Source organism: Azospirillum sp. CT11-132 (assembly GCF_047302835.1).
Classification (GTDB): domain Bacteria; phylum Pseudomonadota; class Alphaproteobacteria; order Azospirillales; family Azospirillaceae; genus Azospirillum.
The window spans coordinates 233,737-254,134 of record NZ_JBGLZA010000009.1; the positions used below are offsets into that span (position 1 = coordinate 233,737).

Consider the following 20,398-nt stretch of genomic DNA (forward strand, 5'->3'; position numbering starts at 1 on the left):
TCAGCGTCCCGACAGATCCCAGGCGATGCGCGCCGGATGTTCGCCGAGGTCGAGGGAGCCGATGACGATCTCGCCCCGGCCGGACAGCGGCGCCACGTCGCCCAGCTTCAGCAGCCGCTGCTCGCCGTCCTGCGGCACCAGACGGGTGCCATTGCGGCTGAGATCCTCCAGCGTGAAGGCGCCGTCGCGCAGCCGCACCACCGCATGGCGGCGCGAGGCGGAGGCATGGTCCAGCACGATCCCGCAGTCGGCGGAACGGCCGATCACGACGTCTTCGCCCGCATCGCGCAGGGCCACCGTCCGGCCCTGGTAGCTGAGCGTCAGGCGGGGTGGCGGCGTCGACTGCATGTCGACGGTCATGTCCGTCGGCCGGGCCGACGGCGGGGCGGCGACACGCTGCCCAGCCACCACGCCGCTGCCGGTCACCGACACGCGCCGGTCGTCGGGGATGGTGGCGATCTTGGCGATCAGCCCGTCGGCCAGCGCCCGCGGGATGCCGGCGGCACGCAGGCGGCGGCCCAGCCCTTCGCGCACCTCCTGGATGGAGGCGCCGGGGGCCGCCAGTTCCGCCGCGGACTTCACCCGGTTGAACTCGTCGGCGACGCGCTGGATGACGACGCTGATCTTCTTGTGGCCGTAAGGGCTGGCGCCGAGGTCGAGCAGATAGCCGAGCCGCCCCGCCGCCGTGTTGAAGCGGCCGGCCAGCCGCATCATCGTCTCTTCGAAGGGCAGGTCGCTGCCGCCGGTCGCCCACACGGTCTTGCCGCGGCGGGTCAGCGATTCCGCCATCGCCGGGCCGCCCATGTAGCCGTCGAAGGCGACCATGCCGTCGACGATGGCGGAGAAGGCGCGGGCGTCGCTGGCCGCCCCGGTGCGGGTCAGCGGGGTCAGCCCGTCCAGCCCGCCGCGGATGCGATGCAGCAGCGCCTCGCGCGTCCGGGCGAAGCCGAGCCCCGTCCCGTCGGAGGCCAGGGTGTTGGACAGGGCCAGAAGCGGTTCGGTGTGGGGCAGCCGGTCGTCCAGGTCGCCGCGCAGCGCCGCCAGCAACGCCAGGATGGCGGAGGCGAGGTCGGGCGAATAGCCGATCAGGGCGCGGATCGGCTCCCGCCCGTCGACGATCTCCGCCGCGAATTCGTCGACCAGCCGCGTGCTCTCGCCGTCGTCCTCCTGGTGCAGGCGCAGGACGGCGGTCAGCTTGGCCCCCCATTCGCGGTGCGGTTCCAGCAGGGTGCCGAAGGCATGGGTGACGATGCGGTCGCGCTCCTCCACCGGGCGGTCGACAGCGGCCAGCAGCAGGCCGGAAACCCCGCCGCGCATCAGCGCCTGGTCGAAGGGGGCCAGCGTCTCCGATTTCTGGGCGAGGTCCTTCAGCGCGGTGAACAGGCGGCTGAGTTGGTCGTAGCGCTCATGCGGCTTCAGCCCCAGCATCGGCGCCTGGAGGGTGGCGAGCCGGCTGATCGAGGGGTTGAACAGCAGCGCCTCGCGCTCGAAGTAGCGCAACGGATAGTAGCGGTGCAGCTGCTCCGACGGAATGACGCCCTGGTCGTCCCAGTAACCGCGCAGCAATCGCAGCAGGGTCATCCGGCTGTCGAAGGAGAAGACCTGCAGCACGTCGGTGCAGAGGTTGGCACTCTCGATCGGCGAAATGGTCGTCAGCTTGGCGCCGCCGGAGGAGGACTTCTGGAAGATCGTCTCCTCCCGTCCGGTGCCGGTGACCTTCACCACGCGCACCACCGGGAACTTGGCAAGGCGCAACAGGAAGTTGGCGCGTTCCGTCGCCGACTTCTCGTCGTCGAAGACGCCGTCGATGTTGGGCTTGCCGCCCTGTTCGACCACCACCTCGAAGCGCGCTTCGCGCCGTTTGGACATCGCCATAGCGTCCCCCCTTGACCATGCCCCGATCCGGCATGGTTTCCGGCTACGTCCCCATCCGCTATTTCCAGCGATTTTTCACCAAAATACTTTATGAACCTTAACATCAGAAGCGGAAAGACCCTGACCTTGACCGCAAGCCAACAATCGGACTCCAACCCGTCCCGGCCGTCCCCCCGGCCATTGCTCGGCCGCCGCCCGCTCCTCGGACTGTTCGGGGGCGTGCTCGGGGCGCTGGCCCTGCCGGGTGGCGGGGCCTGGGCGGCAGGCCAGTCGAAAACCACCAGTGGTTTAGAAAGTGGTTCGCTCGGGTATTTCCTGTTCGATCCCGACAGCGGCCGGGCGCTGGAGGAGCGGGCGGCGGACACCGCCTTCATCCCGGCGTCGGTGGCGAAGCTGCCGACGGTGGCGGCGGCGCTGGCGCTGCTGGGGCCGGACCACCGCTTCGCCACCCGCCTGCTGGGCACCGGGCCGCTGGAGAGCGGGGTGCTGCGCGGCGACCTGATCCTGCAGGGCGGCGGCGATCCGGCCCTTGCGACCGAAGGGCTGCAGCAGCTGTTGGGCGCGCTTGGCGCCGCCGGTTTGCGGCGGGTGGAGGGGCGGTTCCTGTACGACACCGCGCTGCTGCCCGAACTGGCGGAGATCGATTCGGGACAGCCCTGGGCCGCGCCCTACAACACCGGGGTCGGGGCGCTGTCGCTGAACTACAACCGGGCCCTGCTGAGCTGGCGGCGCGGCGGCACTCCTGCCGGACCGGACGCGCTGACGGTCGCCGATGCCGGGCGGCTGCCGCTGGACAGCGTCACGGTCCGGCCGTTGGCCGCCGGCGGAGGCTTTCCGCTGCTGCCGGACGGGGTGGATCGCTGGCTGATGGCGCCGCCCTCCTCCGGCGAGGCGGGGGCCGCCTGGGTGCCGGTGGCGCGGCCGGGGCTGGCCGCCGCCACGCTGTTCCGCCGGCTGGCCGCCGATGCCGGCATCGCCCTGCCTGCGCCCGTCGTCGGCCGGGCGGCGGGTGGGGCGGCATCCGGGGCGGCTGCTCTGGCGGTGCTGGACAGCCTGCCGCTGGCGGAGCTGGCACGTGGCCTGCTGCGCCATTCCAACAATTTGTCGGCCGAGGTGATCGGGCTGGCGGCGTCGAGCCGGCTGGAGCCGTCCCGGCCCGAGCCGCCCGCCACCACCCTGGACCGGTCGGCGGGGCTGCTGCAGCGCTGGCTGACGCGGCAGCCGATTGGGGCGGTGAACTGGAACGGTCTGCGGCTGGCCAACCATTCCGGGCTGGGCACCGGGTCGCGCGCCACGCCGCGGCAGATGGCGGCGCTGCTGCGGGCCGGCGGACCCGCCCTGTGGGACCTGCTGCCGGGGGAGGAGGACGGCAAGGCGCTGCCCCCCGGCGTCCATGCCAAATCGGGCACGCTGGCCTACGTCAAGGGGCTGGCCGGGCTGCTGACGGCGGCCAGCGGCCGGAGGCTGGGCTTCGTCCTGTTCATCGCCGACCCCGCCCGCCGCGCGGCGATGGATGCCGCGCTCGACCGCCGGGTGACCGCGACACCTGCGGAGGCGCGAGCCTGGGCCGCCGGTGCCGGCCGGTTGCAGGGCGAGATTCTGGAGCGGTGGGTTTCCACCTATTGACTGACATAAGTCATAGGAGGGAAGATGGCGCCTTCGCTAAAATGCAGATCAAAGTTGAATTGGCCTCAAGCGGCCTGCAATGGATTGATCGCCGTCCCGGCCGCCCCATATCCGTGCACACCCGGCAGAGAGAACCCCAGACCCGATGATGACAGACCGTTCCTGCACCTCTACCGCGCGCAACGTCCTGCGCCGCCGGCTGGAACGTCAGGACGTCGCCGCCAACCGCTATCACGACCGGCGGCTGGGGGCGGAGGTCGTCAACATCGTCGTCGGCGGCTGCGTCGTCACCGACGACCCGAACGTCGTCATCACCACCACGCTGGGCTCCTGCGTCGCCGCCTGCCTGTATGATCCGGTGGCGGAGATCGGCGGGATGAATCATTTCCTGCTGCCCGACGCCGGGAGCGACACGCTGTCGCTGTCCTCGCGCTACGGCGCCACGGCGATGGAGCAACTGATCAACCGGCTGCTGAAGGTCACCGGCCGGCGCGACCGGCTGCGCGCCAAGCTGTTCGGCGGGGCGAACGTCAACCTGACCACGCTGCGCACCGCCAACATCGGCCAGCGCAACGTCGAATTTGTGATGGAGTATCTGGCGACGGAGGGCATTCCCACCGTCAGCTGGGACGTCGGCGGCGCCAGCCCGCGCGCCGTGCGCTTCTTTCCCACCACGGGGCGCAGCCAGCGCCGGCTGATCGGCGACGAGACGCTGCACGACATCGCCCGCAACGAATCGTCCTACATCGAGCATCTGCGCAAGTCGCGGATCGAAGGCGACGTCGAGCTGTTCTGATAAGCTCGACCGGCGGCGTTTCGCCAGCTGTGGGCTGCGCCGCCGACACCCGCCGTCCTTCCGCGGAGCCCTTCATGGCCGACACGCTGTTCCGGATCGCCACCTTCAACCTGGAAAACCTGGACGACGATGCCGACGAGCCGCCCTTCGAGGCGCGGATCGCCACGCTGCGCCCGCAGCTGGAGCGGCTGGAGGCCGACATCCTCTGCCTGCAGGAGGTCGACGCCCAGCATCCGGTGAAGAGCGAGCCGCGGACCCTGCGCGCGCTGTCCCGCCTGCTGGAGGGCACGCGCTATGCCGATTACCACGTCACCGCCGGCGACGCCCCGTCGCCGGCCGACCGCCACAATCCGGTGATCGTCAGCCGCTGGCCGATCCGGGCGGCGCGGCTGCTGCGCCATCATCTGGTGCCGCCGGCCCGCGTGCGCCTCGCCACCGCCGACCCGGCGGCGGACACGGAGACGGAGGTCGGCTGGGACCGGCCGGTGCTGCATGCCGAGGTGGAGATGCCGGATGGCCGCATCCTGCATGTCTTCGACCTGCATCTGCGCGCCCCCATCGCCGCGCCGGTGCCGGGGCAGAAGACCAGCGCCCAGACCTGGAAGACGGCGTCCGGCTGGGCCGAGGGCTTCTATCTCGCCTCGATCAAGCGGGCGGGGCAGGCGCTGGAGACGCGGATGGCGGTGGACCGGCTGTTCGACGCCGATCCCGATGCGCTGATCGTGGTGGCCGGCGACTGCAACGCCGATCTGGAGCAGACCGCCGTCCGCATCATCCGCGCCGCCTCCGACTTCACCGGCAATCCAGACCTGGCCGGCCGCGTGCTGGAGCCGCTGGAGGAGGCGATCCCGGAGGAGCGGCGCTACACCGTGTTGCATGCCGGCACGGCGGTGCTGCTGGACCATCTGATGACCTCGCCGCGCCTGACCGAGCGGCTGCGCGACATCGCCATTCACAACGAGGATCTGACCGACGAGGTCGACCATGCCGACGAGCCCTCGCCGGTCAGCTACCACGCGCCGGTGGTGGCGACCTTCTCGCTGTAAGCCGCCCCGCCGTCAGCTGCGGTCGATCATGTCCGGTCGATGACGATCACCCGGAAGTCGTTGACGTTGGTCCGCGTCGGGCCGGTGACGACCAGATCGCCCAGCGCCTTGAAGAAGCTGTAGCCGTCGTTGTTGGCGAGGAAGGCCTTGGCGTCGAGGCCGATCTCCTCGGCCCGCTTCAGCGTGTCGGGGCGCAGGATGGCGCCGGCATTGTCCTCCGTCCCGTCGATGCCGTCGGTGTCGAAGGCGGCGGCCCAGATGCCGGGCTGGCCGTCCAGCGCCACGGCGAGCGCCAGCAGGAATTCGACGTTGCGGCCGCCGCGGCCCTGGCCGCGCACCGTCACCGTGGTCTCGCCGCCGGACAGGATCACGGCGGGAACCGGGGCCGGCTGGCCGTGGCGGGCGACCTGCCGGGCGATGCCGGCATGGACCTTGGCGACCTCGCGCGATTCGCCCTCGATGGCGTCGCCGAGGATGACGGGGCTATAGCCGCGGTCGCGGGCGAGCGCCGCCGCCGCTTCCAGCGCGTCCTGCGGGGTGGCGATGATGGTGGTCTCGGCACCGGACAGGCGCGGGTCGCCGGGCTTCGGCGTCTCGTCCCCGGCGGCCTCCAGGAAGGCGGCGACGGCGGGCGGCGGGGTGATGCCGTATTTCGCCAGGATGGCGCGGGCGTCGGCGAAGCTGGTCGGGTCTGGCACGGTCGGGCCGCTGGCGATCACCGACGGGTCATCGCCCGGCACGTCGGAGACCAGCAGCGAGACGACGCGGGCCGGGTGGGCCATGGCGGCGAGCCGGCCGCCTTTCACCGCCGACAGATGCTTGCGCACGCAGTTCATCTCGCCGATGTCGGCGCCGCTCTTCAGCAGCGCCTTGGCGACAGCGCGCTTGTCCTCCAGCGTGATGCCGGGCGCCGGCAGCGCCAGCAGGGCGGAACCGCCGCCGGAAATCAGGCAGAGCACGAGATCGTCGGCGGTCAGCCCCTGCACCATCTCGACGATGCGGCGGGCGGCCTCCTGCCCGGCGGCGTCGGGCACCGGGTGGCTGGCCTGCACCACCTCGATCCGCTCGGTCGGCAGGTCATGGTCATAGCGGGTGACGACGAGGCCGGTGAGCAGCCCCGGCCAGTTGTTCTCCACCGTCTTCGCCATGGCCGCCGCCGCCTTGCCGGCGCCGATGACCACCGTGCGGCCCTTCGGCGGCTGCGGCAGTGCCGCCGGCAGCCGGGTCTCGGCGGTCACCGCGGTGAGGGCCGCCTGGAACAGGTCATGGAGCAGGGCGTCGGCATTCGTGGCGGTGGTGGTCATGGTCGCTCGGGCGTCGTGGGGTGCGGGGCGGGTAGAATGCACACAAATGAGGGGTGGGCCAATGGTTGGGGTGGGAATTGGTAAGGTGTCGGCTTGCGATGCCCCCACCCCAACCCTCCCCCGCTGGGCGGGGGAGGGGGCTGGTGCTGAGGCGGGAGAGTGGCGGCAGTCCCTCCCCTGCCCAGCGGGGGAGGTTAGGTGGGGGCAATCGAGGCCGACACCCACACCGGCAGTGCCCTCACTTCGACCCCACCTCGTGCCCGGCCAGCAGTTCCAGCGCGCGGAGCATGCCGGAGTGATCCCAGGCCGAGCCGCCCTGCGCGGCGCAGGCGTTGAACAGCTGCTGGCAGCTGGCGGTGTGCGGCAGCGACAGGTTCAGCGCCTTGGCGCCGCTCAGCGCCAGGTTCAGGTCCTTCTGGTGCAGCTCGATGCGGAAGCCGGGGGTGAAGTTGCGGTTGATCATCCGCTCGCCATGGACCTCCAGGATGCGGGAGGAGGCGAAGCCGCCCATCAGCGCCTGACGGACCTTGGCCGGATCGGCGCCGGCCTTCGACGCGAACAGCAGGGCCTCGGCCACCGCCTCGATGGTGAGCGCGACGATGATCTGGTTGGCGACCTTGGTGGTCTGGCCGTCGCCGTTGCCGCCGACCAGCGTGACGTTCTTGCCCATCTTGTCGAACAGCGGCTTGACCGTGTCGAAGGCCTCCTGCGGACCGCCGACCATGATGGTCAGCGAAGCGGCCTTGGCGCCAACTTCGCCGCCCGACACCGGGGCGTCGAGGTAGGAGCAGCCCAGGTCATTGATGCGCTTGGCGTATTCCTTGGTCTCGATGGGAGAGATCGAGGACATGTCGACCACGATCTTGCCCGACGACAGGCCGGCGGCGACGCCGTTCTCGCCGAACAGGGCGGCGCCGACATGGGGGGTGTCCGGCACCATGGTGATGATGACCTCGGCCGCCGCCGCGACCTCCGCACCGCTCGGGCAGGGGATAGCGCCCTTGGACGTCAGCTCGGCCGGGACCGGCTTGATGTCGTGGACATAGAGCGTGTGACCGGCGTCCAGCAGGTGCCCCGCCATCGGGGTGCCCATGATGCCGAGACCGATGAATCCGACCTTCATGACGGTAGTCCTTTCTCGCGTGATTTTGGGGGCGTCTCAGACGTGCGCCGGTTCGGTCTTGTAGGGGGCGAACCAGCCGAGCCCCTCGTCCGTCGTCGTCTTCGGCTTGTATTCGCAGCCGACCCAGCCGCTGTAGCCGATGGCGTCCAGATGCTTGAACAGGAAGGGATAATTGATCTCGCCGGTGCCGGGCTCATTGCGGCCAGGGTTGTCGGCCAGCTGGACATGGGCGATGCGGGCGAGGTTGGCCTCGATCGTGCGGGCCAGATCGCCTTCCATGATCTGCATGTGGTAGATGTCGTACTGCACGTACAGATTGTTGGAGCCGACCTTGTCGATCAGGTCCAGCGCCTGTTTCGTGCGGGTCAGGTAGAAGCCGGGGATGTCGCGGGTGTTGATCGGCTCGACCAGCAGCTTGATCCCGGCGCCGGCCAGCGCGTCGGCGGCATAGGCGAGGTTGCCGACCAGCGTGCTTTCGGCCGCGGCGGCGTCGCCGCCCTGCGGCAGGATGCCGACGAGGCAGTTGACCTGTTTGCAGCCCAGCGTGCCGGCATAGTCGATGGCGCGGGCGACGCCGTCGCGGAATTCCTGCACGCGGTCGGGCATGATGGCAATGCCGCGCTCGCCGCCACCCCAGTTGCCGGCCGGCAGATTGTGCAGGACCTGGGTCAGCCCATGCTGCCGCAGCTTCTCGGCCAGCGCGTCGGCGGGGAAATCATAGGGAAACAGATACTCGACCCCACGGAAGCCGGCATCGGCCGCCGCGGCGAATCGGTCGAGGAAGGGACGCTCGTTGTAGAGCATCGTCAGGTTGGCGGCGAATTGCACCATGACCGAACTCCCGGTTACGCGAATTGGCCGCCGCGGATGGAGGGGCGGCCCTTGGGAAGGGAGCTTGACCGCCGCGCAGGCCCTTGAGCCAGTTCGCCGGACGGCTTTTTCACACAGCGGAAAGCGGGGTGCGCGAACGATCGCGTTGAGGCGGTCACGGAACTCAGTTGACGCATACGTCACCCTGAACTAGGCTTCGCGACATCAATCATCCGTCTGCCTAGCGCCGCAAGAAGCGCGGGTTCCATAACCGGAGGAAGCGTCCCGTGACCCAGCCCGAGACCATGCCCGGCTCCCAGCCCTATCCGCATCTGCTGGCCCCGCTCGATCTCGGCTTCGCGGTGCTGAAGAACCGGGTGCTGATGGGGTCGATGCACACCGGGCTGGAGGATCGGCGCCGCCATTTCCCGCGGCTGGCCGCCTATTTCGCCGAGCGGGCGCGCGGCGGGGTCGGGCTGATGGTGACCGGCGGGTTCTCGCCGAATGTGGAGGGGTGGCTGTCGCCCTTCGGCTCCACCCTGGCCCGGCATGGCGCGGCGCGGGCGCATCGGGTCATCACCGACGCGGTGCATGCCGAAGATGGCAAGATCGCGCTGCAGATCCTGCATGCCGGCCGCTATGCCTACAGCCCGCTGTCGGTGGCGCCGTCGCGCATCAAGTCGCCGATCACCCCCTTCACGCCACGAGCCCTGACCGCGCGGGGGGTGGAGCGCCAGATCCGCGCCTATGTCCGCTGTGCCGAGCTGGCGCGCGAGGCCGGTTATGACGGGGTGGAGGTGATGGGGTCGGAAGGCTACCTGATCAACCAGTTCCTGGTGACCCACACCAACCAGCGCACCGACAAATGGGGTGGGCCTTACGAGAACCGCATGCGGTTTCCGGTGGAGATCGTGTCGCGCATGCGCGAGGCGGTCGGGCGCGACTTCATCATCATCTACCGCCTGTCGATGCTGGACCTGATCCCAGACGGCAGCAATTGGGAGGAGGTGGTGCAGCTTGCCCAGGCCATCGAGCGGGCCGGCGCCACCATCATCAACACCGGCATCGGCTGGCACGAGGCGCGGGTGCCGACCATCGCCACCAGCGTGCCGCGCGCCAACTTCGCCTGGGTGACGGGGAAGCTGAAGGGGGCGGTGTCGATCCCGCTCTGCACCACCAACCGCATCAACACGCCCGAGGTCGGCGACGCGGTGATCGGCGAGGGGCTGGCCGACATGGTGTCGATGGCGCGGCCCTTCCTGGCCGATCCGGACTTCGTCGCCAAGGCGGCTGCGGGCCGGCCGGAGGCGATCAACACCTGCATCGCCTGCAACCAGGCCTGCCTGGATCACATCTTCTCCGGCAAGACGGCCAGCTGTCTGGTCAACCCGCGCGCCTGCCACGAGACGGAGCTGGTGATCGCCCCCGCCGTGAAGCGCAAGCGCGTCGCCGTGGTCGGTGCCGGTCCGGCCGGCCTCGCCTGTGCCACCACGGCGGCGGAGCGCGGGCATGAGGTGCATCTGTTCGACGCGGCCGACGAGATCGGCGGCCAGTTCAACATGGCCAAGCTGATTCCCGGCAAGGAGGAGTTCCACGAGACCCTGCGCTATTTCCGCAACCGGCTGGCGGAGACCGGCGTGGCGCTGCATCTGGGGCGGCGGGTGACGGCAGAGGATTTGACGGGCGCCGGCTTCGACGAGGTGGTGCTGGCGACCGGGGTGGTGCCGCGCGACCCGAAGATCCCCGGCCAGGACCATCCCAAGGTGCTGACCTATGTCGACGTGCTGCGCGGCGCCAAGCCGGTCGGCCGGCGCGTCGCGGTGGTGGGGGCCGGCGGCATCGGCTTCGACGTCAGCGAATTCCTGGCGCAGGAGGAACCGTCGCCCAGCCTCGACCCGGCGCTGTGGCGGGCCGAATGGGGGGTGGCCGATCCGGCCGAGGCGCGCGGCGGCGTCGCCGGCATCCGCCCCCACCTGACGCCGCCGGCCCGCGAGATCGTGCTGCTCCAGCGCAAGGCGACCAAGCCCGGCGCGGGACTGGGCAAGACCACCGGCTGGATCCACCGGGCGCAGCTGAAGATGAAGACCATCAAGGCGCTGTCCGGCGTGAACTACGAGCGCATCGACGACGAGGGGCTGACCGTCAGCTTCGGCGAAAAGCGCGAGAAGGTGCAGACGCTGGCGGTCGATACCATCGTTCTGTGCACCGGGCAGGAGCCGCTGCGCGAGCTGCACGCCCCGCTGGAGGCCACCGGCATCGCCGTCCACCTGATCGGCGGCGCCGACGTGGCGGCGGAGCTGGACGCCAAGCGCGCCATCGCCCAGGGGACGCGGCTGGCCGCCGGCCTGTAACGGCAACGCGCCCTCTCTCCACAGCCATGGCGGGAGTGAGGGCGCCTTTGTCACACCCATGGGCGGACGCATCACGAGCGAAACTGCTTGCCGTTCTAGCTGATATATTAGTATTCTGAGGCATGTGCTTCTGAGGAGGCTGGACGCCATGCCATCGGGCAACCCGCCGGCCAAAACCGGTTCCATCGCGGTCCCCCCGCCATCAACGACGCCGACCCTGTCGGCCAAGGCCGCTCCGCTCTTGAGCCGCCCGCCGGCGCGCCGGGACATGCGGCGCGGTCCGACCGCCGCCGACGCCATCCACCGCGACCTGCGGGCGGAGATCGTGTCGCTGAAGCGCAAGCCGGGCGAACCCATCGCCGAGAAGCAGATCGCGGAGGCCTATGGCGTCAGCCGCACGCCGGTGCGCGAAGCGGTGCTGCGTCTGGCGGACGAGGGGCTGATCGAGATTTTCCCGCAGTCCGGCACCTTCGTCGCCCGCATTCCGCTGGGCGCCCTGCCGGAAGCCGGCGTGATCCGCAAGGTGCTGGAGCGGGCCACCGTTCGCTTCGCCGCCGAACGCGCCACCCGCAGCCAGATCGCAGCACTCCACGCCTGCCTGGAACAGCAGCGCGAGGTCGATGCGGAGGGCGACGCCGACGGCTTCCATCAGGCCGACGAGGCTTTCCACGCCCAGATCACCGAGATGGCGGGCTATCCCGGCTTCTGGGGCATCATCCAGCAGGCGAAGGTCCAGCTCGACCGCTGCCGCCGCCTGACCCTGCCGGTCCCCGGCCGCATGCGCACGGTGATCGCCGAGCATGAGGCCATCGTCGAGGCCATCGCCGGCCACGACCCCGACCGCGCCGAACAGAGCCTGATCCGGCATCTGGACAATTTGCAGATCACGGTGGACGACGTGCGCAACGCCGCCCCGCTCTATTTCTCCGGCAGCCTGACCGACGGGGCCGCCCTTCCCGACGGAGCACCCTGATGACGAACGAAACCCGCCGCCGCGTCGGCGTCATCGGTCTGGGCATGGCCTCGGCCCCGCATGCGCAGAGCCTGATCGATCTGGCCGGCCGGGTGGAGGTGGCGGGCTGCTTCAGCCCCTCGGTCGAGCGCCGCGCCGCCTTCTCTGCCCGCCACGGCCTGCCGGTGGTCGACCGGTTGGAGACGCTGCTGGAGGATCCGGCGCTGTCGGCCGTCCTGCTGCTGACCCCGCCCGACACCCATGCCGATCTGGTGGCGCGCTGCGCCGCCGCCGGCAAGCATGTGCTGCTGGAAAAGCCGCTGGACGCCACGCCGGAGGGGGCGCGGGCGGTGGTCGCCGCGATGGAGGCGGCCGGGCTGACGCTGGGCGTCATGCTGCAGCACCGCTTCCGGGCGTCGGTGGAACGGCTGGCGGCGCTGATGCGCGACGGCGTGCTGGGCCGGCCGCTGACGGCGGCGGTTTCGGTGCGCTGGTGGCGCGACGCCGCCTATTACGCCCAGCCCGGCCGCGGCAAGAAGACGCGCGACGGCGGCGGCGTGCTGCTGACCCAGGCGATCCACACGCTCGACGCCTTCGTCAGCCTGCTCGGCCTGCCGGATCAGGTCGCGGGATTTGCCGCGACGAGCGTCTTGCGCAGCCGGGACACGGGCATGGACACGGAGGATGTGGTCGCCGCCGCGCTCCGCTACGGCAACGGCCTGCTGGCGACCGTCGATGCGACGACCGCCGCCTATCCCGGCTATCCGGAGCGGATCGAGATCGCCGGCACCGGCGGCTCGGCGGTGCTGGCCGGCGACCGGCTTGAGGTGCAGCTGGTCACGGGCGAGCGCATCGTCGCGGGTCAGGACGGCGCCACGCTGGGCGGCGGGGCCGACCCGATGGCCTTTTCCCACCAGCACCACCGCGCCGTGCTGTCCGACTTCCTCGACGCGCTCGACCAGGGGCGCCGGCCGCGGGTGGACGGGCGCGAAGCGCTGAAGGTCCACCGGCTGATCGAGGCGCTGCTGGAGGCCGCAGGCAGCGGCAGAATCGTGGAGGTCGGCACTCCCTGATCCCCACTTCTCCCAGCGATTCCGGCGGTCGTAAGCGCGGCCTTGCGGAATCCACCACTTTGGCGTAAAGCGCCAGAACCAGGCCGGGCCCCTCTGGCAACCGTCACCGGTTGCGATGTCGGACTGGGAAGACAAGGAGCGGCCCGCGCCCCGTGCCCCTGACCGGCGCCTCCCGTCCGATGGTCTCGGCGTGACCCGACCGGTCGGCACGGACTTCGCGCGGCTTCTCCTCCCACATTCATCGTGATGCGAGGATTTCCGCTCAAATGACGGAACTATTCACCACAGAGGCGCTCTTTGCGCTGCTCCAGGTCATCATGATCGACCTGGTGCTGGCCGGCGACAATGCCATCGTCATCGGTCTGGCCGCCGCCGGATTGCCGCGGGAACAGCGCGGCAAGGCAATCCTGATCGGCATCCTGGCGGCCACCGTGCTGCGCATCGCCTTCGCGGCCGTCACCACCCAGCTTCTCCAGATCATCGGGCTGCTGCTGGCCGGCGGTGTGCTGCTGCTGTGGGTCTGCTGGAAGATGTGGCGCGAACTGCGCCAGTCGCACGAGGAGGACGAGGCGGTCGAGGCGCTGGAAGACGATGGCGGCGCCGAAGCCGCCGGGCCGCGCAAGACCCTCGGTCAGGCGGTCTGGCAGATCGTGGTCGCCGACGTGTCGATGTCGCTCGACAATGTTCTGGCCGTCGCAGGTGCGGCGCGCGAGCATCTGGGGGTGCTGGTCATCGGCCTGACACTGTCCATCGCCCTGATGGGCCTTGCCGCCAGCGTCATCGCCCGCGTCCTGCACAAGCACCGCTGGCTGGCCTATGTCGGCCTCTCCATCATCCTCTACGTCGCTCTGCACATGATCTACCGCGGCGCCATCGAGGTGTGGCCCCTGGTGAACGGCCACGCCTGATCGGCCAGGGCGACCGGGTGCCGCTTTCCAGCGGTCGGGGGGAGGTGCGTGAAGAGCGCTGAGGCTGAATGTCGCACTCGCCCCCCTGCGAGGATTTGTGATCTGGCTGAAACCCGCTCCTGCAGTCACTTTGTCCCTCTCCGCGCCAATCCGATTCTGTTTAATGTCCAAACGGTAGTTGCCTCTTTGAACTTTCAGGGTTGCGCGCAGATTGATATACTAATATCCTAAGAATCGAGAACAGGGCGCCGCAGCCAAGCGGCGGCTGGATATGGAGGGGGCGAGGGCAGGGCCGGCGGCGGCCAAGTGCGACTTCCCGGTCGCACGGTCCGGTCGCAGCGCTGCGAAAGCCGAGCGTCGCAATGGCCTCTCACCCGTGCTCCGCCTGCCGCCGGTCCCCAATTCGTCCAGTCACGTGCGGGCGGCCCGCCGCCCACCAGGTAAACCGGAAACACCAGAACAAGAGAGGCCGGATCGCGTAAGGCTCCGGCTCCGTAATCAGGAGGAGATCCTAATGAAGTTTGGTCTGACTTCGGTCCGCACTGCGATGCTGACCGCCTGTGCGATCTGCGGCATCCTGGCCGCTCCGATGCTGTCGGCGCCGGCCGATGCGCGTGACTTCCGATCCGCCGACATCCACCCGACCGACTACCCGACCGTCGAGGCGGTGCGCTATGTCGGCAAGCTGGTGGCCGAGCGCAGCAACGGCAAGCTGGGCGTCAAGGTGTTTCCGAACGGCGCCCTGGGGACCGAGAAGGACACCATCGAGCAGCTGAAGATCGGTGCGCTGGAGATGATGCGCATCAACGTGGCGCCGCTGAACAACGTGGTGCCGGAGACGATGGTCACCGCGCTGCCGTTCATCTTCCGCGACACCGGCCACATGCGCCGTGTCCTGGACGGCCCGATCGGTGATGAAATCCTGGCGGCGATGGAAAGCCAGGGCATGATCGGTCTGGCCTTCTACGACAGCGGCTCGCGCAGCATGTATTCGGCCGCCAAGCCCTACAAGACGCTGGCCGACATGAAGGGCGCCAAGATCCGCGTCCAGCAGTCGGACCTGTTCGTCGCCATGATCCAGGCGCTGGGCGCCAACGCCACGCCGATGCCCTTCGGCGAGGTCTACACCGCGCTGAAGACCGGCATCGTCGATGCCGCCGAGAACAACTATCCGTCCTATGAATCCTCGCGCCACTTCGAGGCGGCCAAGTACTTCACCCTGACCGAACACGCGATGGCTCCGGAAGTGCTGGTCTTCTCCAAGATCGCCTGGGACCGCCTGTCGAAGGACGATCAGGCCCTGATCCGCAAGGCCGCCAAGGACTCGGTGCCCTACATGCGCAAGCTGTGGGACGAGCGTGAGATGAAGTCCAAGGAGATCGTCACCCAGGCCGGCGCCCAGATCGTCGAGGTGACGAACAAGCAGGAATTCATCGACGCGATGAAGCCGGTCTACGCCCAGTTCGCGAACACGCCGAAGCTGCAGAGCCTCGTCCAGCGCGTCCAGGAAACCAAGTAACGACCTTCCGGTAACGTTAAAGAAGGGGTGACGCGGCTTCGTCCCAGGCAGGACGGGCCGCGCCTCGCCAGGGGAGCAGCGGCATGGATATCGAGCTGCAGGCAATGGACGTCAGTCCGCCATATAGCGGCGGCTGGCTGACCCGGATGAACGCGACGCTGGCCAGGACCGGCATGTATGTCGCCATCCTCGGCCTGATGATGATCGTCGGCGTCGTCTTTTATCAGGTGTTCGGCCGCTATGTGCTGAACAACTCACCGACCTGGGCGGAAAGCATGGCGATCCTGCTGGTGCTTTACGTCACGCTGATCGGCGCAGCCGTCGGCGTCCGCGACGCCGGGCATATCGGGCTGGAGTCGCTGCTGGTGATGCTGTCGGACAATGCGCGCCGCAAGATGGACATGCTGATCTACACGCTGGTCGGCATCTTCGGCGCCTGCATGGCCTACAATGGCTGGGTGCTCGGCAGTTCGGTGGCCCATTACACCATTCCCAACCTGCACATCTCCGAAGCCTTCCGCTATGTGCCTCTGGTGCTGTCGGGCGTGCTGATCGTGCTGTTTTCCATCGAGCATGTCGTCGCCATCGTGCGCGGCGAGGAGGTCAAGCCGTCATGGAACTGACCATCCTTTCAATCACCTTCTTCGGCTTCCTCATTCTCGGCATTCCGGTCGCCTTCGCCATCGGACTGTCGGCGCTCTGCACCATCCTCTATGAAGGCCTGCCCGTCGCGGTCGTCTTCCAGCAGATGATGTCGGGCATGAACGTCTTCTCGTTCCTGGCCATTCCCTTCTTCGTCTTCAGCGGCGAGTTGATGCTGCACGGCGGCGTCGCCGACAAGATCGTCGCCGCGGCCAAGAGCATGGTCGGCCATATCCGTGGTGGCCTGGGCATGTCCAACGTCGTCGCCTGCACGCTGTTCGGCGGCGTCGCCGGCTCGCCGGTCGCCGACGTGTCGGCCATGGGTGCGGTGATGATCCCGATGATGAAGCGGGAAGGCTACCACGCCGACTACGCGGTCAACGTCACCACCCACGCCGCGCTCGTCGGCGCGCTGATGCCGACCAGCCACAACATGATCATCTACGCGCTGGCCGCCGGCGGAAAGGCGTCCATCGGCGCGCTGATCGCCGCGGGGCTGATGCCGGCGCTGTTGCTGATGGTCTGCAACCTGGGTGCGGCCTATTACGTCGCGGTGAAGCGCGGCTATCCCAAGGGGACCTTCCCCGGCTGGGACATCCTGCTGCACAGCTTCGCCGCCGCGCTGCCCGGTCTGCTGATCGTCGTCATCATCCTGGCCGGCATCACCACCGGCGTGTTCACCGCCACCGAGTCGGCCTCGGTCGCCGTGATCTACGCGCTGCTGCTGACCACCTTCGTCTACCGCACGCTGAGCTGGGAGAAGTTCCTGGCCGCCGCCGCCAAGACGGTGAAGACCACTGGCGTGGTGCTGCTGCTGATCGGCGTGTCGACGATGTTCCAGTACCTCATGGGGCTCTATGAGGTGGCGGACATGACCGGCGAGCTGCTGGCCGGTGTGTCGACCAATCCGCTGATGATCTTCCTGCTGATCAACATCATCCTGTTCCTGCTGGGCACCTTCATGGACATGGCCAGCACCATCCTGATCTGCACGCCGATCTTCCTGCCGATCGCCATGCAGTACGGAATGGACCCGGTGCAGTTCGGCATCGTCATGCTGATCAATTGCGCCCTTGGCCTGAACACCCCGCCGGTCGGCACCACCCAGTTCATCGGCTGCGCCATCGGCGGCGTGTCGGTGGGCGAGGTGATGCGCTCCATCACGCCCTTCTACGGGGCGCTGTTCGTGGCGCTGCTTCTGGTCACCTATGTCCCGGCCTTCTCACTGTGGCTGCCGCGCATGCTGATGCATTGAGACGGAGCGGGTTTAGGCCCTCCTGAACGACTTCTCTCCTGGACTGGGCCATCGGGATCTTCCCGGTGGCCCTATTTTTATGCCCGCTCGGTCCTGTGCTAATCCCGAATTGGAGGTAATTGAGCGGGAGACTCCCCAATTCGGGAAAAAGAGTGGCAAGCCGCCGCAACAGGCTGAGCCAGCCGTATGGCGTCGAAATCGATCGTGGCTGTACTGCTTGCGCTTCCGGGGAGAAAAAGGTCGCCCGGCCGGAGCTGATGCTTCCCAAGGAATGATCGGCTTATTGGACGTTGTTCTGTGGACATGATCCCGTACATCACAGACGAGCAAAACGATTTCCAACAACTCCCCAGAAAGGGGTTTTCATGCACGGGATCATTCTTGCCGACGCCGGTCTGTCCGACATCGATGCGCTGATCGGCCGCCACGCGCCGGACATGACGGTGGTCCGGGTCGCCGCCGACGAGGACGCCGTCGCCCTGCTTGCCGAGGCGCTGGAAGCGGCATCGGCGACGGGTTCCACCGCGGTCCACCTGATCGCCCATGGCGCGCCGGGCGTGGTGAAGCTGGGGGCGATGCCGCTCGACACCAGCGCCCTGTTCGACCGCCGCTGGCCCGATGCGTCCGGCTGCGAGATCCTGATCCATGCCTGCGACGTCGGCGCCGGCAGCAACGGCCGCCGCTTCGTCGAGCGTCTGGCCGCCGTCACCGGCGCCCGCGTCGCCGCCGCCAGCCATCCGGTCGGCCATGCCGACCAGGGCGGTTCGTGGGATCTCGACGTGGTGACCGGCCCGATCCTGGCCGCCCGCCCGTTCGCGGGGGCGGAAGCCTGGCCGCACACTCTCGCCTACAGCGGCACGGCGACCAGCGGCAACGACACGCTGATCGGCGACAATGGCGGCAACACCATCAACGGGCTGGCCGGCAACGACAGCATCACCGGCGGCACCGGCAACGACAGCCTGATCGGCGGGATCGGCGACGACACGCTGGTCGGCGGCGGCAACAGCGGCCAGTCGGCCGGCGACACGCTGAACGGCGGGCTGGGCGCCGACCATTATGTCGGCGGCAGCGGCTTCAACATCGTCACCTACGAGAACGCCACCACCGGCCTCACCCTGGACCTGACCAACGGTGCCAACAACACCGGCGAGGCGGCCGGCGACACCTTCGTCAACATCCAGCGCTGGGTCGGCTCCGAATATGCCGACAGCCTGACCGCCGGCGACACCGCCGTGTGGTTCTGGGGCCATGGCGGCAACGACGTCGAGTATGGCGGCGCCGGCAACGACACGCTGGAGGCCGGCGACGGCAACGACACCATCTTCGGCGGCGGCGGCACCGACCTGATGTACGGCCGTGCCGACAATGACGAGCTTCACGGCGGGATCGGCAACGACACGGTGGCCGGCGGCGGCGGTGCCGACCTGCTCTATGGCGATGCCGGCAACGACCTGATGAAGGGCGACTGGGAACGCGACACCATCCATGGCGGTGACGGCGACGACACCATCCTGGCCGGCATCGTCAGCTCGGGCAGCTATGCCCAGACCCAGGCCGACACCCTCTATGGCGAGGGCGGCAATGACCGCTACATCGTGGTCAGCCAGTATGACGCCGGCACCGTCAGCTTCGACGGCGGCACCGGCACCGACACGCTGGAACTGCGGTCCGACAACCTGACCAGCTACAACGGCTACGACCTGGAATACTACACCGACGTTGCCTCGCCGAAGATCGACATCAGCGGCATGACGCTGACCAGCGTCGAGACGCTGGCCCTGACCGGCAGCAAGCGCCACACGGTGACGATGACGGCGGCCCAGGCCAACGGCTTCACCAGCGTCACCGGTGCCGTGACCGGCGACGCCTTCGCCATCGCCGGGGCGTCGCTGTCCGGCAGCGTCGGGTCCGGCACCGGCAGCGCGCTGCAGGCCGGACAGGTCCAGGCGGAGACGGTGAACGGCGTCACGCTGGTCCATGTCGGCCTGGATTCCACCGCCGGTGCCGACATGACCTTGCGCATCGCCGGCAGCTTCGCCGCCTCGGACATCAGCCTGTCGGGCAACACCATCACGCTGGGGCAGGCCGGTTCCGGCGGGTCCACCGGCGGCGGCGATACCGGGGGCGGCACCGGTGGCGGCACGGGTGGCGGTACGGGGGGAACGGGCGGTCTGACCCTGACCGGCACCGACGCCCGCGACTATCTGGCCGGCGGCAGCGGCAACGACACCATCATCAGCAACGCCGGCAACGACTACATGGTCGGCGGCGCCGGCAGCGACACCTTCGTCTTCAAGCCGGGCGACGGCTGGGATTACATCGGCGACTTCCAGGCCGGCAGCGGCGGCGACGTGCTGAACGTCGCCGGCTGGAGCGGGCTGAAGGACTTCGCCTCGGTGATGGCCGTCACCGTTCAGGACGGCGCCAACACCGTCGTCCGCTTCGACAACGGCAACAGCGCCATCCTGGCCAACGTCACCCGCAGCAGCCTGACCGCCGCCAACTTCTCCTTCACGACGGCGGGCGGTTCCACCGGGGGCGGCACGGGCGGGTCCACCGGCCCCACCGGCCAGACCATCACCGGCACCTCGGCCGGGGAGTTCCTGGCCGGCGGCAGCGGCAACGACACCATCACCGGCAACGGCGGCAACGACTACATGGTCGGCGGCGCCGGTCGGGACACCTTCGTCCAGAATCCCGGCGACGGTTGGGACTGCATCGGCGATTTCCAGGCCGGCACCGGCGGTGACGTCGTCGATCTCCGCAGCATCTCCGGCTTCTCCAGCCTGAACGACGTGCTGACCCACTCGGCGCAGAACGGCGCCGACCTGTCGATCGAACTCGGTACCTTCAACTCGATCAAGCTGATGGGCGTCGACCGCAACAGCCTGACGGCGGAGAACTTCCTGTTCGCCAGTTCGGTGGGGTGATCGGGGGGATCTGACCGCTCCCTCTCCCCCGCTCACGCGCAAACTTCGTTTGCGCTGACGCGACAGGCGGACCTTCGGTCCGCCGAAAGCGGGAAGAGGGTCGGGGTGAGGGGGATGCGCGGCGTGGCTATACCGAAAACCCTTGCTGTGCGTCCCCCTCACCCTAACCCTCTCCCCGGGGGGGG

Annotated in this window: 15 protein-coding genes; 11 read left to right on the plus strand and 4 right to left on the minus strand. The window is 68.8% G+C overall.

Going from position 1 to position 20,398, the window contains the following annotated elements; all coding sequences use genetic code 11:
* On the minus strand, window positions 1-1,875 hold the full coding sequence (locus ACCD06_RS32695) for an FHA domain-containing protein (RefSeq protein ID WP_413346509.1): 1,875 nt from the start codon (window positions 1,873-1,875) through the stop codon (window positions 1-3).
* 126 nt (window positions 1,876-2,001) lie between these two features.
* Here ACCD06_RS32695 and ACCD06_RS32700 point away from each other — a divergent pair, with 126 nt between their 5' ends.
* The 3 genes from ACCD06_RS32700 (at window position 2,002) to ACCD06_RS32710 (ending at window position 5,343) form a co-directional block, all read left to right on the plus strand.
* A complete protein-coding gene (locus ACCD06_RS32700) occupies window positions 2,002-3,501 on the plus strand; it encodes a D-alanyl-D-alanine carboxypeptidase/D-alanyl-D-alanine-endopeptidase (protein ID WP_413346511.1) in 1,500 nt (499 codons plus the stop codon).
* Between the two features lie 145 nt (window positions 3,502-3,646).
* Entirely contained in the window at window positions 3,647-4,297 is a 651-nt protein-coding gene (locus ACCD06_RS32705; RefSeq protein ID WP_136701048.1) for a chemotaxis protein, read from the plus strand.
* Between the two features lie 74 nt (window positions 4,298-4,371).
* Entirely contained in the window at window positions 4,372-5,343 is a 972-nt protein-coding gene (locus tag ACCD06_RS32710) for an endonuclease/exonuclease/phosphatase family protein (protein WP_413346513.1), read from the plus strand.
* Window positions 5,344-5,369: 26 nt separating this feature from the next.
* Here ACCD06_RS32710 and ACCD06_RS32715 read toward each other — a convergent pair whose 3' ends face one another.
* From ACCD06_RS32715 to hyi, 3 genes are all read right to left on the minus strand, one after another.
* Window positions 5,370-6,647, minus strand: a complete 1,278-nt coding sequence (locus ACCD06_RS32715) for a glycerate kinase (protein WP_413346515.1) — start codon at window positions 6,645-6,647, stop codon at window positions 5,370-5,372.
* Between the two features lie 238 nt (window positions 6,648-6,885).
* On the minus strand, window positions 6,886-7,770 hold the full coding sequence (glxR, locus tag ACCD06_RS32720; protein ID WP_413346517.1) for a 2-hydroxy-3-oxopropionate reductase: 885 nt from the start codon (window positions 7,768-7,770) through the stop codon (window positions 6,886-6,888).
* Window positions 7,771-7,806: 36 nt separating this feature from the next.
* Complete coding sequence (gene hyi, locus ACCD06_RS32725) at window positions 7,807-8,601, minus strand: hydroxypyruvate isomerase (RefSeq protein WP_413346519.1); 795 nt, start codon at window positions 8,599-8,601, stop codon at window positions 7,807-7,809.
* A gap of 266 nt (window positions 8,602-8,867) precedes the next feature.
* Between hyi and ACCD06_RS32730 the strand changes: the two genes are divergently transcribed.
* The 8 genes from ACCD06_RS32730 to ACCD06_RS32765 all read left to right on the plus strand — a co-directional run bounded on the left by ACCD06_RS32730 (window position 8,868) and on the right by ACCD06_RS32765 (window position 20,213).
* On the plus strand, window positions 8,868-10,931 hold the full coding sequence (locus ACCD06_RS32730; protein WP_413346521.1) for an FAD-dependent oxidoreductase: 2,064 nt from the start codon (window positions 8,868-8,870) through the stop codon (window positions 10,929-10,931).
* Between the two features lie 148 nt (window positions 10,932-11,079).
* Window positions 11,080-11,904: a GntR family transcriptional regulator gene (locus ACCD06_RS32735; protein ID WP_109076179.1), complete on the plus strand. Its 825-nt coding sequence runs from the start codon at window positions 11,080-11,082 to the stop codon at window positions 11,902-11,904.
* Window positions 11,904-12,956, plus strand: a complete 1,053-nt coding sequence (locus tag ACCD06_RS32740) for a Gfo/Idh/MocA family protein (protein ID WP_109076178.1) — start codon at window positions 11,904-11,906, stop codon at window positions 12,954-12,956. The genes ACCD06_RS32735 and ACCD06_RS32740 overlap by 1 nt, the downstream gene beginning before the upstream one ends.
* Before the next feature lie 266 nt (window positions 12,957-13,222).
* Window positions 13,223-13,864, plus strand: coding sequence for a TerC family protein (locus tag ACCD06_RS32745; RefSeq protein ID WP_109076177.1), 642 nt, complete (start codon window positions 13,223-13,225; stop codon window positions 13,862-13,864).
* Between the two features lie 514 nt (window positions 13,865-14,378).
* Window positions 14,379-15,383: a TRAP transporter substrate-binding protein gene (locus ACCD06_RS32750; RefSeq protein WP_109076176.1), complete on the plus strand. Its 1,005-nt coding sequence runs from the start codon at window positions 14,379-14,381 to the stop codon at window positions 15,381-15,383.
* Between the two features lie 83 nt (window positions 15,384-15,466).
* Window positions 15,467-16,006, plus strand: coding sequence for a TRAP transporter small permease (locus ACCD06_RS32755; RefSeq protein ID WP_109076175.1), 540 nt, complete (start codon window positions 15,467-15,469; stop codon window positions 16,004-16,006).
* Window positions 15,997-17,280 (plus strand): TRAP transporter large permease, encoded by a 1,284-nt coding sequence (locus ACCD06_RS32760; RefSeq protein WP_109076174.1) that lies wholly within the window; start codon window positions 15,997-15,999, stop codon window positions 17,278-17,280. The genes ACCD06_RS32755 and ACCD06_RS32760 overlap by 10 nt, the downstream gene beginning before the upstream one ends.
* Window positions 17,281-17,645: 365 nt before the next feature.
* The gene (locus tag ACCD06_RS32765; protein WP_413346525.1) at window positions 17,646-20,213 is read left to right on the plus strand and encodes a DUF4347 domain-containing protein; all 2,568 of its coding nucleotides are present in this window, start codon (window positions 17,646-17,648) and stop codon (window positions 20,211-20,213) included.
* Window positions 20,214-20,398 lie beyond the last annotated feature (185 nt).

Excerpts from the sequence above, each read along its gene's own strand:
- ACCD06_RS32745 (WP_109076177.1), top strand. The coding sequence starts at position 13,223 with ATGACGGAACTATTCACCACAGAGGCGCTCTTTGCGCTGCTCCAGGTC.
- ACCD06_RS32705 (WP_136701048.1), top strand. The coding sequence starts at position 3,647 with ATGATGACAGACCGTTCCTGCACCTCTACCGCGCGCAACGTCCTGCGC.
- ACCD06_RS32740 (WP_109076178.1), top strand. The coding sequence starts at position 11,904 with ATGACGAACGAAACCCGCCGCCGCGTCGGCGTCATCGGTCTGGGCATG.
- ACCD06_RS32755 (WP_109076175.1), top strand. The coding sequence starts at position 15,467 with ATGGATATCGAGCTGCAGGCAATGGACGTCAGTCCGCCATATAGCGGC.
- ACCD06_RS32765 (WP_413346525.1), top strand. The coding sequence starts at position 17,646 with ATGCACGGGATCATTCTTGCCGACGCCGGTCTGTCCGACATCGATGCG.
- ACCD06_RS32735 (WP_109076179.1), top strand. The coding sequence starts at position 11,080 with ATGCCATCGGGCAACCCGCCGGCCAAAACCGGTTCCATCGCGGTCCCC.
- glxR (WP_413346517.1), bottom strand. The coding sequence starts at position 7,770 with ATGAAGGTCGGATTCATCGGTCTCGGCATCATGGGCACCCCGATGGCG.
- ACCD06_RS32695 (WP_413346509.1), bottom strand. The coding sequence starts at position 1,875 with ATGGCGATGTCCAAACGGCGCGAAGCGCGCTTCGAGGTGGTGGTCGAA.
- ACCD06_RS32710 (WP_413346513.1), top strand. The coding sequence starts at position 4,372 with ATGGCCGACACGCTGTTCCGGATCGCCACCTTCAACCTGGAAAACCTG.
- hyi (WP_413346519.1), bottom strand. The coding sequence starts at position 8,601 with ATGGTGCAATTCGCCGCCAACCTGACGATGCTCTACAACGAGCGTCCC.
- ACCD06_RS32760 (WP_109076174.1), top strand. The coding sequence starts at position 15,997 with ATGGAACTGACCATCCTTTCAATCACCTTCTTCGGCTTCCTCATTCTC.
- ACCD06_RS32750 (WP_109076176.1), top strand. The coding sequence starts at position 14,379 with ATGAAGTTTGGTCTGACTTCGGTCCGCACTGCGATGCTGACCGCCTGT.
- ACCD06_RS32715 (WP_413346515.1), bottom strand. The coding sequence starts at position 6,647 with ATGACCACCACCGCCACGAATGCCGACGCCCTGCTCCATGACCTGTTC.